This window comes from Secundilactobacillus muriivasis, from assembly GCF_054785195.1.
Window position 1 is genome coordinate 19,100 of sequence record NZ_BAABMI010000060.1, and the last position, 15,289, is coordinate 34,388.

Here is a 15,289-nt window from a genome sequence, read left to right on the forward strand (position 1 = left end):
GTGCAAAACGGAAGTCTGTGGCGGAATAATTAGGGTTAGCTTGGAGATTGGTTCGATTGCCTATCGGAAAAATGAATCCCAAACGACTCCGCACTGTCAATTAGACTGTACGGAGTCGTTTACGTTCTCAGCGACGGCAGTTACATCACCACAAATAAAAAGTTAATTATTGCTGGTCGCTACTAGGCTGATAGTTGAAAGCAAGCAAAAATTCAGTTAAATTCTAAACACTAAAAATTACCGTGGATTTCTAGTTGGAAATCGGCGGTAATTTTTATTTATATCCCCGAAAGTGAGTTAACTCATTAGCGTGGTACCTATCAAATGATGGCTACTAGTTATCGTTACTATAAAAAATAATGGTATATTTCTAGATTAACTGAGTGCTGACTTGTTATGATTAGGTTAGCATAGTAAGGAAAGGTGGTGATAACTTGCGAAGTTTTATGAAGTTAGTTGTTGTGATTGGTATTTTGGTCACGCTCTCTGTAACGGTAGGGACAATGGCACAAAATTGGTTAGCTCTCGGAAACCGCCCACAAGTTCAGCTACCGGTTTCTTTTCTTAATCAAGACTATCTGTTGAACTATTTGTTTTGGGTGAGTTTGGTCGTATCAGTAGCGTTATTGGTTTTACTGGTGGTTGTTTTGACGATCCCCCGGCCGCTTCGATTGTATCGAACGCAGCACCCAGATGGTCAGCTGAGGATTACTAAAAAAGCAATTGAAAATTTTGTGCTGTCTGCATTACAGCGAGAAGTGTTTCTCGATCACCCCAGAGTAACGGTTAGGTTATCAAGGAATCGAATCAGAATTGCCATTACGGGTGAGTGGCGGTCTTCACCTAACGTAGCGCAACAGGCAAAGGCCTTTACGGCTGATTTAGAAAAAAAGCTTAAGGTGCAGTTAGGCATTGAGTCTGATAAGAGAGTGGTTATCAGACTAGTGGATTTTAAAAAGAATGAGCGTGAACGAACGGTGCAGGTTATTTGAAGGAGGATTAGTTATGAATGAGCTATTAAACCGCTATCGTTGGCCGTTGATTGGTGGTTCAGCCGGCCTCATCACTGCCATCTTATTGTTCACGATTGGTTTTTTTAAGACGATCATCTTACTTATTTTAGTTGGTATTGGTGTTGCTGCAGGCTTGTATATTTCACGAACTGGCTTACTAGACAATTATTTCAAGTGATATAAGGAGGACTTTTTTATGACAACCCCTACGCTTAACAAACCAGAATCAAAGGGAAATCAGGTCGACGTTAAAGGGACCCTCACCTATGAGGATAAGGTGTTACAAAAAATTGTTGGTCTGTGTTTAGATGATATTGATGGCTTATTAAATGTAGATGGTGGCTTTTTTGCAAATGTCGCGGATAAGTTAGTCAATACGGATGATGTGACTTCTGGCGTTGATGTAGAAGTTGGGAAAAAGCAGGTTGCGGTCGACTTAAATATTGTAGCGGAATATGGCGTGGCGATTCCCGACCTATACGACCAAATTAAACACGCTGTCGCCAAGCACGTTAGGGAGCTTACCGGGTTAGAAGTCATTGAAGTTAATGTCACGGTAGTTGATGTTAAAACGAAGGATGAACATGAACGCGATTCGGTCAGTCTTCAGGATAAGATTAGCGACTTAGGCGATAAGACTAAACAAGTTGCTAGCAAGGGTGCGGATAAAACCAAGGATGCGGTGTCAACCGGTGTTGATAAGTTGACACCAGATGAAAAAGCAGCTCGGGTAGAGTAATGGTGGTTGTTAATTGATCATGGATAAGGAGGGCATATCATGGGTATTATTTGGTCGTTGATCGTTGGTGCGATTATCGGTGCCATTGCGGGTGCGATTACTAATAAAGGCGCCTCAATGGGCTGGATAGCGAATATTATCGCGGGGTTAGTGGGTTCGGCACTTGGCCAATCTTTACTTGGCACTTGGGGGCCACAATTAGCAGGGATGGCGCTAGTGCCATCAATTATCGGTGCGGTTATCTTGGTGGCGATTGTATCGTTGATTTTCGGTCGTCGAAAGGCTTAGCTAATGGAGGTGACGAATGATGGATACGTTACAAAAGATAGTCAAGTTTATGGTGGCGAGTACCATGATCATTGGCGGCGTTTTAATTGGTGGCACAGTATTTGCAGCCAGAAAAGTCGATGATTTAGGTGATAAGTTACAGCGGAAGCTGCATCAGTAAAACTAGGTGCTGACGAGTTAGGCGCCTAAAGAGAGCGTGCCAAAACTCGTTTAGGTTCCAGAAAGCAGATACCCCCGTAGATTCCTGGTCTTGGAATCTACGGGGGTATCTGCTTACATGGCCGGGACCTGAGTTTTGGCGTGCGACCCAGCGGAGCTTGGAGCCTATCTGGCGTTTAGGCTAGATAACAGTCTTAAATTTCAATTAAATTTTTAATTAGTTGTGAGTTAAGAAATCAGTTCGATACTTACCAATATGGACTTTTTTCTCAGCCCCTTTTAGCTGAAAATACGCTATGAAAGAAACGTTGCCATTTTACGGATGCCTTGCGCTAGTTCCTGTTTGCTAGGGATGCGCTGATGGTCAGCAATGAACTCGAAGTTGGCCATTGCCATGCTGACGAAGAGGTAAATGGTAAAATCGGTTTGATCTACGTGCAGCACCGTGGTGTAGATTTGGGCAAATAACTGGCGTAATTTGGCATCAAAACTGTTTTGACCGAGTTGAAGTTGACGAATCTGCCGCAGCCGCTGTGAATCCTGAATGACGACGTTGACTAATTGAGTTGAAAAAAAGTTGTAACTGTCGAATTGTAAGTTGGTTTGATGTTCATTCTTCGCAGTAGAAAAGGCGTTTTCGAACGGAATAAGGGCCTTATCCACGATGTTTTTGGCCAAATCAAATAAACTATCAAAATGGGCATAAAATGTGCTTCGATCAACCAGAGCCGCTTTTGCGAGTTCGGCAATGCTGATCTCAGAAAACGACTTTTGAGTGATCAAGTTCAAAAAAGTCCGTCTTTGTATACCAGTAAAATATGGAGTAAAATTAGTGAAAGATTATGCTATTTTTGCTCAAATTTTAAGATTGGAGGTTTTTGAATGATTGTTCAGTTTTTAGATAGAGATTTACCGCTATTTTTAGTACGTATCGCAACGGTGACCTTTTTTAGTATAGGATTTATTCAATTTTTTCAGAGAACGTGGAATGAGGTCTTTGATGGGACATCTAAATCAAAGGGTAATTATTGGTTGCGTCGTAGTTCATTAACGTTACTTACGGTTGGGTTGGGACTCTTTATCCATTATGACGCTATGCTGTTCATTCATAATGACTCGGCAATTCTTTATCATAACTGGTCATTATTTGTTTTGGTATTACCCTTACTCTTCGATGGCTTTAAAAAATTTGAAATTTTTCTCCAATTTGCATCTTTAATAATTGTGTGGTACATGCATCATGCACCTACTTTTTTTCATCCCGATAAAGTGGCGACACTTTTAGCTTTTATCGGGGCATGTATATTGCTCAAAAACTTTCACGAATATGTAATGAAAAATTGGTGGGTAGGTGCTGTCGGAGCGTTTGTTCTTTCGAGTGTTTTTTGGTTTACTGTACCTGAGCATTCTATGGGAATGTCAGTTCCTGTAGATTTAGCTTTAGAGGCAGTCCTTCTTTTCACAATAATGACGACGTTAGTTCTCGGGTATTGGATGCGTCAGTACCGTGATGATCAGCGGCAGCATAATTTAGAAAGACTTGCAGAATATGAGAAAGGTGTTTCTGATAATAGTTATGCTAACCATCAGCAAGAATTACAAAAACTATTTGTGTCAATGCGTGATGCAGGGTCACCGCTTAGCTTTGCGACACTTGATTTAGATCATTTTCGACAAATTAATGACCGATTTGGACATCTTGCAGGTAATGCTGTACTGATATCTGTTACTGATACGATTAAAGAGATTTTGGATAGTACAAATGTTGAACATCAACTTTTTTCAACAACAGGGGAAGAATTTAATATTGTATTTCCCAAAAAATCGGTGGATTCTATTCTTCCAATAGTAAAGGCATGTTGGCAAGGGATTCGCAAGCGAGATTTTTCCTATGACGATCGAAGTATTGATGTAACTATTTCTGTTGGTATGACATCTTTGCGAAGTGAAGATATTAGTGTTAATGATATTTATAAGCGCGCCGATGATGCTTTATCGAAAGGGAAAAGAAATGGACGAGATGCATTTGTTCTTGATAATAAGCTATTATCGGGTGCGGATCGTTCTGAAAAGCGCTTAGAGGATTATCAACTATTCGCTCAAGGGATTTTTGCGGTCAGTGAACCAGATATGCCTCTAACGTATCAAGAATTATTGTTGAGGACTTACGACCCAATTCAAAAACGGTGGATATTACCAGACTCTTTTGAAATACCAGTTTGGATGCAGATTACGTTAATTAAAAATTTCATGTCGCATACTGACGTTCAATATTTTAATTTGAATCTTACGGCCGCTCAATTTCAGGATTTAGATATTGCCAAGGCTCTTACACAGTTTGTAGAAAGTTCGGAAGGACCAGAGAGTATGACAATTGAAATCATGGATTTAACCGATTCCCAAACTACTCGTCGAATTAGTGCGTTATATCGTGCTTCCGGAATGGATATTATGATTGACGACGTTGGTAGTGATAATTCATTTGAAGCTGTTAGAGGTTCGTTACCATATATTAATGGTGTAAAATTTGCAATGCAGAATTTACGTAAATCTATTACGGATGAAGCTTTACACGAACGTATTGAATTTTGGCTACAAACTGCTAAGGAACGTGATTTAAAGTTTGTACTTGAAGGTGTTGAAAATGAAGATGACCTACGAATGGCCAATGAATTAGGGATTGAGTATATACAAGGGTATTATTTTGGAAAACCAAGTCGAGCTAATGGCCTAAGTGAAGGGGGAAAGTGAAATTAATGGATGGAATTTTTTGGGGGAATAGTTAATGCTTGAAAGATGGCTTGAATTGATGACGTTTTTAACTAATACGATTATTTTAATAAGTTTCATATATACTTATGTATGGATTGAACGTGATTCAAAAAATAATTTTATTCGTCGTCATTCTGAGATACTTACAATTGGATTGGCATGGTTATTTTTGATATTCTTTCATACTGACGCGGTAATGAGTATTGCTAACGCAGAACATATTGCTGGTTATGGGTGGACGTTTCTAAATTTTCAAATTATAACAGTACTATACACATTATTGTCAAGGCAGTCACGACGAACGTTCTGGGCAATGATATTGATTGTAGGTACCTGGTTGATATGGATTTGTGACCTTACTCAGTGGTGGCTAGTGCTCACAATCCTTTGTTTGATGTACGTAGCACATCGTATTGCTGACCCACTTGGAAACCATCGAATTCTGTATTATCCGTTTGCATTGGCTTTTGCAATACCGTTTTTTTAATCAATTATGTCACTGTTGATGGAATAGATGTTGGCTGGAGTTGGCAAATAGGTTGCTATATAATTTTAGAGATGATTTTGTGGATAGTTAACCATCGGATACACAATAGATCAAAAACGACGACAGATTTACGAAAACAGGCGACAATTGATTCGCTAATTGAAATCAATAATTTTGGTAAATTTGACCAAGATTTGAATGAGGCATTATAAGCGGTATCGAGATCATGGGGAAGCGTATGCGTTATATACTTTTGACCTGGATCACTTCAAACAAATTAATGACACATACGGACATATTTCAGGAAATCAGGTATTGCGGGAGGTTGCAGCTTTTTTGAAGAGGTATACATCGGAATTGGAGTATGACTCATGCGTGTATAGTACTGGAGGAGAAGAATTTAGCTTTATATTATTTAACGTTTTGACGTCTTTCGATCGCGCTGCTGAAATATCAAAAGGATTACAAAAAGGAATTAATAGTTTGTCGATTATGATTGAAAGTAAGCCGATTCATGTAACCATTTCTTTAGGACAGGATCGAGTTACTGAAGATGATAAAAATTATCTAGATATTTATCGACGAGCAGATTCTTTTTTATATAATTCAAAGAATAGTGGGCGTGATGCATTGACTATTCGGGGAAGACTCATACGGTAGTAAACTAAGAGTTGTAGTATACTCTGTTTGATAATTAATGTATAAACGGTTACCTAGTCCAATAATCAATGGGGTAGGTAACCGTTTTTATAATTATAGTTTTTTTGGCTAATAGCTAAGCGGGTGTTTTTCTCCGAATTCGTTAATAGCTGTAAGTATCGGCAATAATTCTTTACCGAGATTAGTTAATGAGTATAAAGTCCCCGAATTGTCAAATCAAGTACAACACTAAGTCAAATAAACAAACGCATGGAGCTATAGTTGTTAATGTAAGGTTAACTTCATTGGTGTGAAGAGTTGGTAAGCTTCACTAGCACTTAGATAGCCGAGTGATCTTCTAAGCCGATTGTTCAAAGCGTCCTGAACTTCAGCGATATAAGCATCTGTAAAGTCCTTCATAGATTTACCTTTGGGCATAAACTCACGGATCAAGCCGTTTTGGTTCTCATTACTACCACGTTCCCAAGGCGAATAAGGATGGGCGAAGTAGATCTGCGTTCCGTCAACTTGGTTCATTAAGGAGAATTCACTACCATTGTCAAAGGTGATGGAATGAAACTGCTCAGTCCCGTATTCATTGATGATTGCTTGAAGGGCGTCACGACAAGTTTCAGCATGATAGTCTGGAATCTTAACGATGATTTCAAAGCGACTCAAACGTTCAGTTAAAGTCATCACGGCAGGTTCACTGGCGATTCGCTTATCTTTGACCAGGTCACCTTCCCAATCACCAAGCACTGGGTGAGCATTAGTTTAATCCGGGCGCTTATGAATGGGAGTCCCTATTCTCATTCATGCGGGCATAAACCTTGCAAGTGCGCTATAACTAGACGACTAGTTTCACCAGAACGAACCTTAATGTATTTTAGTCACGTTGGTTAGAGCTAAGGAGGATGATTGTTAAATTTTTGAAATTAACGAGTTATTATATTGCAAGATGATATCGGATGAGTGAGCGTGATGTACGTTAAATGTGTAAAGTAGAATCGAATAAATCGTCGACTGCTGATACAGATTGAGAATTGTTTTGAATACTAAGTTGATCAGTATGAGCAGCATACTTTTTAAACCATTCTTCGGGCGTTAAGTTGTTTAATTCATCTAGTTTGTCATTATTGTGTGTTTGCAGTTTTTCAAGTATTTTATTTGATGTTTCTAAACGGTCTAGTTCTTGCTGACGTATTAGCATTATTTGTTCGGTACGGGTGTGCCCAGTTGGTAAGCCAACGATTTCCTTGACTTGTCGTATAGTTGAGGCCATATCAGTTTTTTTCGAGATTGCCGTTAGTGAATTATAGTAGGCTTTAAGCTGCGAGAAGTGCACAAATAAGTGAGCATATAGGTAGGAATCTAAGGCAATTAAAAGTTCCTTTAAATGGGTATAAGAAGGTTTGTCCTTGGATTTACGATTATTGTTGGCTAAGTTTTCGGCGATCAAATTAGTCATAGCATGAGGATGCTCTTGGACAAAATCGCTAAGTGCTAACTTAGGAGTATCTGCGATGATTGAATGCGAATGGTTGACTTTGGTTGCTAAGCGCTCCTTTTGTGCGGCTAATCTTGCTGAACTAAAAATGTTTGTGATAACGTGTTCGATAGCTTTAGAGTTCGTTGACGAAGTCAATTGACTGTAAATGTTGTAATTCGCGTCGCGGGTATTGATGATGTTTTCAATATTTGCAACTACCTTGAATGATGGAGAATTGAGGTCCAGAGATTGTGCGCCATATTCTTTAGTGTCCTTTGCGGCATAGTGGTTAGTTTGTTGCAGACTAGTAGAGAACCCGGTTGGCGTTAGTGAGCCCGAAACAGTTTCGGTAATGACTTGATTAGCCACAACTTGATCTAGAGATAGTGTGCTTATAGATGACTTACTTGGTTCGGGTGCTTTACTTGCAGTGATGTCATCAATGAGACCATTAAGGTAGTCTGAATTACTTTGCAACAGGGTTGTTCCTAGTGAATTAATTAAGTAGGCCACTAACAGTAAAACGCGGCCACGGTTGTCACCTCTACTGTCAATTACTTTAAGTAGAGCAGGAAATTCACTTTTTAGCGTGCCGGCCCCATTGGTAAGTTCTGTTACTTGACGGAAAGCGTCAGATACTAATAAACGGTTTTTACCATAGTAGTCGTTTTTTTCGATATTGGCTGCGAGTTTGCTATAAAGGGCGTTATAAGCTGTAAAGTTTGCTGACGACTTCACCGCACCGTTAGTACTGTTAAAAATGTCGGTGTGGGTTGTAGTTTGTGTTAATAAATTGAGTAGTGGCAGGACTTCGAAATTGAAGTAACGGTTGTTATCGTCGTTATTGAAGTTGTTTAAAAAAAGACTGAATTTTTTGGTACCTTTATTTTTATCAGTAGGCAATTGTTCGGCGTTGGTATCAGTGAAGAGATAGCGTCGATAGATTGGTGTAAGCAGTTGAGTGTCATTGCTGTCCAACTGCTTGTATAATGCAGTAGTAAGTGAATCCGCGTCTAGCCCAAGTCTAAAGGTAGTTAATGATGTGTGATTGCTCATAATAGTAAGCCTCCGTGATTAATTTTAGGTAAATTATACAATTTCATAAGAATAATAGACTAGGCTATAAGAATTTTTATTTCTTATAGCCTAGTCTATTTTTGCGCAAATTTAAGTAATCTTGAGTTGTTCCAAAATAATTCACGAAGGAGGAAATACCTGTGGATTCCCACACCGAAAAAATAAGTCGTTCGTCAAGTCTTCAACAGCTCCTGCGTGATGAACACAAAGTTGTTAACGCTATCTTGGATGAAATGCGGGCTACGGATGTTGAATCGCTAAACGTTACATTGATTTTTGATGACAACGTGTAGCAACACATATTCTGAAAGGTGTGTTGCTCGAGGATTCACTTTTCTTAGAAGGTGTCCGTAGTACCCGACTCACCCGAAACATGATTGGGTAAACAACTGAAAGGGGTCGTTAATAATGAAACGGAAACACGCACCACCCGCTTTAAGCGGGACCCAAGCTGTCGTCACTAACAATCAATTAAAAAAAGGGGTACTTTAATTATGAAAAACTTCAATGGTAACAACACGCACGGATTTCAAAATCAATTTGACAATAACAGCACGTTTGTTCAACTAACTGGCGAACCGTTCGTGCGTTATACGATTCAGGTTAAAAATGTAGAAATCTTCAACAATCAGGTAAGCATCGATGGTGTTGACGAGGATGGGAACACCGGTAGATTGAGTGTTAATCTTACCCAAAAATTTGAACGTAATATTTTTAACGGCGCAATTTTAAACGCACTAAGGTTAAAAAGTGCGGGCGCACCATTTGATTTGAAAAACATGGTTGACAATTGGTTCCAATTCACTTACCAAGAGCAACCCAGCTACAATCACACCTATCTCAACCTTAGAGATATTGAACTCCTTGTGGCTGATGAGTCCGACGAACCAGATGATCAAGTGGCTGATAAAGCTGAGGCTGATGTGGAGGATGTGACCGATGATCAAGCTTAAACCAGAACTCGATCCTTACGTGCAAAAACCGACACGTAGGGACGACATCGAGACCAAGTCTTACGATGCCATCGAGCACATACAAGGTAGGATCGGCATCATCGCGCTGAACAGGCTAAGGCCAGTCCCAACCGGCGTCAGGGATGACCAACTGCTTGAACAAGTCCAAGAGCAGCTGCGTGAAATGGTCGGAATCGTCTATCGAAGTGACAGTGTCAGCGTGGATAAGGAGGACGCAGTCTCATTCTTTCTGAAGTACATGACGATCCTGACGATTCGAGGAACAGACGAGTTACTCCTGTTTGACTGGCAACAAGGCATTTACGTTGATGGTCGCCAACGACTTGAACGAATTATGGCTAACTTGTTCAATTATCTAGCCGGTGACGTCTGGTCGCACGGACTCGAAGAAGGGGTGCTGCAGCTGCTAATGCGGCGCGCACCGGTCGTAGATCGTGGTGCGCTAAATAAGCAGGTCTTCACTTTCAACAGTAGCGTGTTGAGGTTGGATAATCTTCAGTTTGCTGAACCTGACCCTAAATTTCTTTCGACGATTAAGTCGCCAATCACACCCATGGACATGCCAACGCCTTATTGGGATGGCTTCATGGCAACGACGTTTGATAACTCACAAGATGTTGCGTTTGTTACAGAGTGGCTGGGGTACTTATTTGACACATCGACGAAAGGCGAATCAGTTCTGTTTATGCAATCGTCGGGTTCATCGGGTAAGTCCACGTTAACGCAGGTCATGCGTGAAATCGTAGGAGTTGAAAATGCCAGTGCGTTAAGTCTTCAGCAATTAGGTGTAGGCTTCGCGACTTCGGATTTATTGGGCAAGGTGGCATTGCTCACGGATGAGTCCAGTGATGGCAAATTCAACGTCGCAATTGTGAAGGCTATTTCGGGTGGGTCGCCAGTGCACGTTGATGTGAAATATAAAGACGGCCAGAGTGTGGTGCTGCCAGTTAAGATGTCCTTTGCTTTTAACATCTTGCCGGAACCTGAAGCTACCTTTGGCTTTGAACGACGACTGTTATTGCTAAAGTTTCCGCACCAGTTCGATAAAGACACGCAAGACAAGCATCTTATTGATAACTTACGTGGCGAGCTACCGGGAATTGCGTGGAAGGGTGTGAATGGCTTACGCGAATTACGTAAAAATGGTTACGAATTTGTGGAATCACCAGCCATGAAAGAAGCTAAGAAACAGTATTTAGCAACTACTAGGCCGGTGGTAGCTGACTTCATCCATGATCGACTGCGAGCGGCGGTTGGTGCACGAACTGATAAGAAGGTTATTCTTGAAGCCTTCAAACAGTGGGCAGTGGACGAACAACGACCAACCGGCGGCTTTGATAGCCCCGGTCGATTCTGGAAGGAATTTAGAGCGTTGGTGTTTGGGACGCTTGGCGTTCAGTATCATGACCAAAAGTCGAATGCATTGTATACGATTAGCGACGTGACATTGATCGACTAAGTAACATGGCCGTTTGGGTACGGCGGGTGGGTTGGGTAGGTAAATTTAAAACTGATTAGGAGGTCGATTGAATGGATGCTTACAACGAACTGATTAAGCAAACTAATCCAAAGTTGGTTGAAGCCGCTAAGGTGTACTTGCAATCGGTGAAGGCATACTTCAATGGTAAACAAGGTACACCGGATGAATTATTGTCGATTGCAGCCGCGGCACGGTTGCTACATGTGGACCGAGGTTTTGTTGAAGCCCTATTACTAGATCCGGCGTGTCCAAGAATCACAGCAGGTACTGGACATCAAGTCCGATTGCCAAAGAAGCTGTTGCTGGAGTACGTCACTGATCGATCAAAACAGTGGTATCGCTATTGATTAAGAGAAGTGCTAGCTGGGTCGTCCTTGGGGGACAGACCCACTACACACATTTATAAGGGGGTGTTATTCATTGGGCAGAATTGTTGAAGTGAACGGGAAAGCCCGTAAAAAATATAAGTCTGAATTCACCACGGGATCCGGTAAACTCAGACGGCGCATCAGCAAAACGTTCACGACCAAGCGAGAAGCAACCACTTGGCTAGCAGAGCTGGAACTGGCTAAAGGCCAAGGAACAACGTTTCAAAATGGCGAGCTGTTGTTTAGTGACTGGTACTTTTTGTGGTATCGGTTGTTTAAGGAACGTAACCTTGCACCAGCTACTAAAGATACGTACATTGCTACGTACCAGCATCTTAAGGCCTACTTGCCAACGGTAAAAGTCAATGAGCTATCGCGGACAATTTTGCAGAATTACTTTAACCTGATGGCCGAACAGAATGCTCATGAAACGCTACGCAAAGACCTGACTCACATTAGGATGGCCTTACGGGAAGCCGTAGATAGTGGTACTTTGGTCAAAAATCCGGCTAGTAACTTAGTGTTGCCCAAGGCGATACCGACTAAGTCGAAGGAAGAACGAATCATGACTAAGGCCGAGTATCATCAAATTGAAACTTTCTTGAATGAACAGCCGGTGGAGATGGCCCACCTATATGACTTTGTGTTATTGGTTATCTCTAAAACGGCATTACGCGTTGGTGAGGCCTTGGCGCTAACGGCGCCTGACCTCGACCTAACGCACGGGGTTATCAATGTGAAACACAGTTACGATAGTCACATAAAACAAATTAAAGCACCTAAAACCGTTAATGGTATCAGAGAGATTCCAATCGGTCATGATTTGGTGGTCAAACTGCAACAGTGGATGGCAATGCACGACGCTGCCCTTAAGCAGGTCGGGATTGCCAACCCCCAACAGTTTTTGTTTCTCAATTTAAAGGGTCGCATTATCCAAGCCAGTAACGTTAATCGTGCCTATCAGATGATTCAAGCTCAATTGGAGTTTAAACATCATTATAGTACGCACACGATGCGGCATTACTTGGCATCACAGTTGATTGGGAGTGGCAAGGTTTCAATGGTGTACACGAGTCGCTTATTAGGTCATTCCAGCACGACGATTACTAGCCTGTATTATGCAGGAATCGTGAAGGATGATCAGTCCCGCCAACATCAGGCGGCACTCAATGTCATTGAGGACTTGGCATAACTTTTTAAAAGTAGCCACCCAAGTGACCCAAGCCACCCAAGTGTAGCAAGTGAAAGCTGCCGTAAGCAGCTGGAGCTCGCGAAAGTGGATGACGCTTTAAGTGACTAAGTCAATTTGAAAGAAGGTTAATCAATATGAATTCGTTTGATGACTACGTTAAGAAACTCCAGCAGCATTTTCGAAAGTTTCAAGTAGATCCTGATTTTGCGGAACAGACTTTTCCGGGAGTTCGGATAGTGTTTGACCGACCAGCAACTTTAACTGACAAGGAGCTGATTAGTACCGTTTTAGATGGCGGTGTTATTCCAGCGTTTCTACTAAGTGATGAGCAGAGTGTAACGTTAGATATTACCGGAGACTGGCTATTTACGGGCATTCGAATGACCTTTGATTATGAAGATACGCGTTATCTAAAAGAATGGCTAAGCGATGTTCTGAAATACATTGAAGTGATGGGACGGCGAATCGGTAACATATTAAAAGTTGACTTTGATTTTGGTCAACGGCTGGATAAAACGTCAACTTTTCAGGACGACGACTATGTTCAAGACCGCTTGGAATGGATGGCGTCTAAAACATTACCTGTAGTTCAAAATGGCAGTTTTGCAGCTTTTGGTGTTTATTTTAAGTATTATGGGGCAATGTTGGCTTTGGTGAATGGTCGTTCAATGGTGATTGAAAATATTGCTGGTCATGTGGTATGTGATGCTGCAGGTGAGGTGGTTGATTGGGTTGATTAAGTTTCATCCCAATGATGCCGTTGAATGACTACAATTTTTCAAATTAATAACTAAAAAATATTCTAAGATAAGGTGGTAATTGTAATGGATGCTATGACTATGAATACTATGTTGGTTGAATTATTAACTTTCAGAATGAAACTGGATTCTGGTGAGGGGGAAAGTAGCGCACCGATTACTTTCGATGCAACTTTTCAACGGGATACTGATGCTAGTGAACTGGAACTAATGCAGTGGTTTATGAACGAACTTGAAGTGACACCCTCAGCATTATCAATTAGTCCAGCCAACATTTATGTTAAGTATACGAATGATCCGGAATCAACCGGCTCTAAACCAGTATTTTCTGGTGATAATTGGCAGTATTTACAAAACTTGGCTGAATCATTTATGGAACAGGTTAACTGTATTAGTGAGCAAGTAGGTGAGACTTTGGATGTTGATGCTTTTACCGGTGAAACAATGATTTTTATTGGTGTGGGCGTCAATCAATTAATGAAAAAATATGTTAATCATAATATGCCAGTGACTAGAGACGGTGATTTTTCAACATTTGGAACTCATTTTGAAGCTGGTGGCGTTATGATGTTAGGTGATGTAGGCAATAGTAAGCCGATGCTAGTAGCCAACCCTAAAGGATATAGTGTGTTCGATGCAGATGGCGAGCTGGTGGACTGGATCAACGAATAAGCGAATGAACTAAAAAATGCCCCGCACGGTCAATAGATCGTGTGGGGCATTATTGTGCTCTGGGCTGATTAACAAACGGCTAACGTCGTCGCATTCTAAGGTGGTTGTTAGTCGTTACTAGTGTTAAACAGCGTTGAATAACGGTTATGCTATGATAGTTGACGGAACGCTATAAGAGCTAGTTTCGAGGTTAAAAAAACGGTGAGAGCACGTAATTTTCATTCAATTAGACGTGTGCTTCCGGTATACTGGGTGAAGTAGAGGGTTAGTGACGGTTGGCAAATCCAATTGAAGTGAGTTGATGCCTATGAGTGTTTCTGCTTGTAGTGAGGATTCTATTCTAGAGAGAGGACCAGCCATTTTAGGCCTATTGAGCTTTTTGATTGTGTTGGTTGGCAAGTTGACAGCATTAGTATTGGCGCTTACTGCGTTGATCTATGCTGGTATTAAGCTGATTGATGCATGGCGGAAGTTTAAAAAAAGGCTAAAATAAAAACCGTTCCGCTAACTTTGGCCAGTTCGGAATGGTTTTTTAAGTTCTAACTGCCACCGTCTTTAACGGCTCTGCATGGAAGTCCTATTTGCACTAGGGCTTCTTTTTGTGTTTCAATTATAACATGTTTAGGCCTTTTAGAGTTACTAGACAATCAAAAATCATATTGATAATTAGCTAGAGAAAATAAAGTCGTACCAATTTGATACACTGTACGTTAAGAAAACAGTTACGGAGGGAAAATTATGGGTGATAATATTTCTACTACTAACGGTGAATCAGAGTCGTTAGATTCATCCTTTCAATTAGATTGGATGATGAAACATGAAAATGAAGAAGTTACTAAAATAAAATCACCAACTGTTTGGCAGGCAGTTATTGAACACGATTTGAATGTAAACTTTGAATCAGTCGATGAAGGAATTGCGGAGTTGCTTGAATCAAACATCGCGATGGTTTTTAGTATAGTTTCAGACAATCAAGTACATGATGATGTACTTGAAATTTTAAGTCGTTTTCCTAGAGTGTACTGGCTGTTGAAGGATGCTAACAGTAGGTATCGAGACTTGAAAAGCGGTAAATTGGATTCAAAAATTAAAGCGCAAAGTATGATCCTGAATTATTCATACCTTCCAAAAAAGTCGTCAGTTTTCATGTTTTTCAAAAACTGACGGCTTTTGATCTTGCTT

The 15,289-nt window shown here is 40.9% G+C and carries 17 protein-coding genes and 1 pseudogene; 15 read left to right on the plus strand and 3 right to left on the minus strand.

The window, feature by feature from the left end; all coding sequences use genetic code 11:
• Positions 1–434 precede the first annotated feature (434 nt).
• From amaP to ACYVR3_RS13060, 5 genes are read left to right on the plus strand one after another with little or no spacing between them, the layout of a single operon-like run.
• Positions 435–992: an alkaline shock response membrane anchor protein AmaP gene (gene amaP / locus ACYVR3_RS13040; protein WP_461244596.1), complete on the plus strand. Its 558-nt coding sequence runs from the start codon at positions 435–437 to the stop codon at positions 990–992.
• A gap of 13 nt (positions 993–1,005) precedes the next feature.
• Positions 1,006–1,191, plus strand: a complete 186-nt coding sequence (locus ACYVR3_RS13045) for a DUF2273 domain-containing protein (protein ID WP_461244597.1) — start codon at positions 1,006–1,008, stop codon at positions 1,189–1,191.
• Between the two features lie 18 nt (positions 1,192–1,209).
• Positions 1,210–1,752: an Asp23/Gls24 family envelope stress response protein gene (locus tag ACYVR3_RS13050; RefSeq protein WP_461244598.1), complete on the plus strand. Its 543-nt coding sequence runs from the start codon at positions 1,210–1,212 to the stop codon at positions 1,750–1,752.
• Positions 1,753–1,791: 39 nt separating this feature from the next.
• Positions 1,792–2,040, plus strand: coding sequence for a GlsB/YeaQ/YmgE family stress response membrane protein (locus ACYVR3_RS13055; protein WP_461244599.1), 249 nt, complete (start codon positions 1,792–1,794; stop codon positions 2,038–2,040).
• 16 nt (positions 2,041–2,056) lie between these two features.
• A complete protein-coding gene (locus tag ACYVR3_RS13060; RefSeq protein WP_461244612.1) occupies positions 2,057–2,200 on the plus strand; it encodes a hypothetical protein in 144 nt (47 codons plus the stop codon).
• Positions 2,201–2,493: 293 nt separating this feature from the next.
• Here ACYVR3_RS13060 and ACYVR3_RS13065 read toward each other — a convergent pair whose 3' ends face one another.
• A complete protein-coding gene (locus ACYVR3_RS13065) occupies positions 2,494–2,988 on the minus strand; it encodes a TetR/AcrR family transcriptional regulator (protein ID WP_461244600.1) in 495 nt (164 codons plus the stop codon).
• A gap of 93 nt (positions 2,989–3,081) precedes the next feature.
• Here ACYVR3_RS13065 and ACYVR3_RS13070 point away from each other — a divergent pair, with 93 nt between their 5' ends.
• Positions 3,082–4,950 (plus strand): diguanylate cyclase, encoded by a 1,869-nt coding sequence (locus tag ACYVR3_RS13070; protein ID WP_461244601.1) that lies wholly within the window; start codon positions 3,082–3,084, stop codon positions 4,948–4,950.
• A gap of 706 nt (positions 4,951–5,656) precedes the next feature.
• A complete protein-coding gene (locus ACYVR3_RS13075) occupies positions 5,657–6,118 on the plus strand; it encodes a GGDEF domain-containing protein (protein WP_461244602.1) in 462 nt (153 codons plus the stop codon).
• A gap of 264 nt (positions 6,119–6,382) precedes the next feature.
• Here ACYVR3_RS13075 and ACYVR3_RS13080 read toward each other — a convergent pair.
• A pseudogene (locus ACYVR3_RS13080) lies at positions 6,383–6,856 on the minus strand (IS30 family transposase); the annotation flags it as partial.
• 229 nt (positions 6,857–7,085) lie between these two features.
• Positions 7,086–8,642: a hypothetical protein gene (locus ACYVR3_RS13085; RefSeq protein ID WP_461244603.1), complete on the minus strand. Its 1,557-nt coding sequence runs from the start codon at positions 8,640–8,642 to the stop codon at positions 7,086–7,088.
• Positions 8,643–8,803: 161 nt separating this feature from the next.
• Here ACYVR3_RS13085 and ACYVR3_RS13090 point away from each other — a divergent pair, with 161 nt between their 5' ends.
• The 8 genes from ACYVR3_RS13090 to ACYVR3_RS13125 all read left to right on the plus strand — a co-directional run bounded on the left by ACYVR3_RS13090 (position 8,804) and on the right by ACYVR3_RS13125 (position 15,271).
• Entirely contained in the window at positions 8,804–8,956 is a 153-nt protein-coding gene (locus ACYVR3_RS13090) for a hypothetical protein (protein ID WP_461244604.1), read from the plus strand.
• 201 nt (positions 8,957–9,157) lie between these two features.
• On the plus strand, positions 9,158–9,616 hold the full coding sequence (locus ACYVR3_RS13095; protein WP_461244605.1) for a hypothetical protein: 459 nt from the start codon (positions 9,158–9,160) through the stop codon (positions 9,614–9,616).
• Complete coding sequence (locus tag ACYVR3_RS13100) at positions 9,603–11,096, plus strand: DNA primase family protein (RefSeq protein WP_461244606.1); 1,494 nt, start codon at positions 9,603–9,605, stop codon at positions 11,094–11,096. The genes ACYVR3_RS13095 and ACYVR3_RS13100 overlap by 14 nt, the downstream gene beginning before the upstream one ends.
• A gap of 71 nt (positions 11,097–11,167) precedes the next feature.
• A complete protein-coding gene (locus ACYVR3_RS13105; protein WP_461244607.1) occupies positions 11,168–11,464 on the plus strand; it encodes a hypothetical protein in 297 nt (98 codons plus the stop codon).
• A gap of 73 nt (positions 11,465–11,537) precedes the next feature.
• On the plus strand, positions 11,538–12,677 hold the full coding sequence (locus tag ACYVR3_RS13110) for a tyrosine-type recombinase/integrase (RefSeq protein WP_461244608.1): 1,140 nt from the start codon (positions 11,538–11,540) through the stop codon (positions 12,675–12,677).
• Between the two features lie 134 nt (positions 12,678–12,811).
• A complete protein-coding gene (locus ACYVR3_RS13115; protein WP_461244609.1) occupies positions 12,812–13,417 on the plus strand; it encodes a hypothetical protein in 606 nt (201 codons plus the stop codon).
• A gap of 84 nt (positions 13,418–13,501) precedes the next feature.
• Positions 13,502–14,107, plus strand: a complete 606-nt coding sequence (locus tag ACYVR3_RS13120; RefSeq protein ID WP_461244610.1) for a hypothetical protein — start codon at positions 13,502–13,504, stop codon at positions 14,105–14,107.
• Between the two features lie 738 nt (positions 14,108–14,845).
• Positions 14,846–15,271 (plus strand): hypothetical protein, encoded by a 426-nt coding sequence (locus ACYVR3_RS13125; RefSeq protein WP_461244611.1) that lies wholly within the window; start codon positions 14,846–14,848, stop codon positions 15,269–15,271.
• Positions 15,272–15,289 lie beyond the last annotated feature (18 nt).

Bases quoted from the DNA above. Each gene is read 5' to 3' on its own strand.
- ACYVR3_RS13045 (WP_461244597.1), top strand. From the start codon at position 1,006: ATGAATGAGCTATTAAACCGCTATCGTTGGCCGTTGATTGGTGGTTCA.
- ACYVR3_RS13050 (WP_461244598.1), top strand. From the start codon at position 1,210: ATGACAACCCCTACGCTTAACAAACCAGAATCAAAGGGAAATCAGGTC.
- ACYVR3_RS13055 (WP_461244599.1), top strand. From the start codon at position 1,792: ATGGGTATTATTTGGTCGTTGATCGTTGGTGCGATTATCGGTGCCATT.
- ACYVR3_RS13060 (WP_461244612.1), top strand. From the start codon at position 2,057: ATGATGGATACGTTACAAAAGATAGTCAAGTTTATGGTGGCGAGTACC.
- ACYVR3_RS13070 (WP_461244601.1), top strand. From the start codon at position 3,082: ATGATTGTTCAGTTTTTAGATAGAGATTTACCGCTATTTTTAGTACGT.
- ACYVR3_RS13075 (WP_461244602.1), top strand. From the start codon at position 5,657: ATGAGGCATTATAAGCGGTATCGAGATCATGGGGAAGCGTATGCGTTA.
- ACYVR3_RS13085 (WP_461244603.1), bottom strand. From the start codon at position 8,642: ATGAGCAATCACACATCATTAACTACCTTTAGACTTGGGCTAGACGCG.
- ACYVR3_RS13095 (WP_461244605.1), top strand. From the start codon at position 9,158: ATGAAAAACTTCAATGGTAACAACACGCACGGATTTCAAAATCAATTT.
- ACYVR3_RS13100 (WP_461244606.1), top strand. From the start codon at position 9,603: ATGATCAAGCTTAAACCAGAACTCGATCCTTACGTGCAAAAACCGACA.
- ACYVR3_RS13105 (WP_461244607.1), top strand. From the start codon at position 11,168: ATGGATGCTTACAACGAACTGATTAAGCAAACTAATCCAAAGTTGGTT.
- ACYVR3_RS13115 (WP_461244609.1), top strand. From the start codon at position 12,812: ATGAATTCGTTTGATGACTACGTTAAGAAACTCCAGCAGCATTTTCGA.
- ACYVR3_RS13120 (WP_461244610.1), top strand. From the start codon at position 13,502: ATGGATGCTATGACTATGAATACTATGTTGGTTGAATTATTAACTTTC.
- ACYVR3_RS13125 (WP_461244611.1), top strand. From the start codon at position 14,846: ATGGGTGATAATATTTCTACTACTAACGGTGAATCAGAGTCGTTAGAT.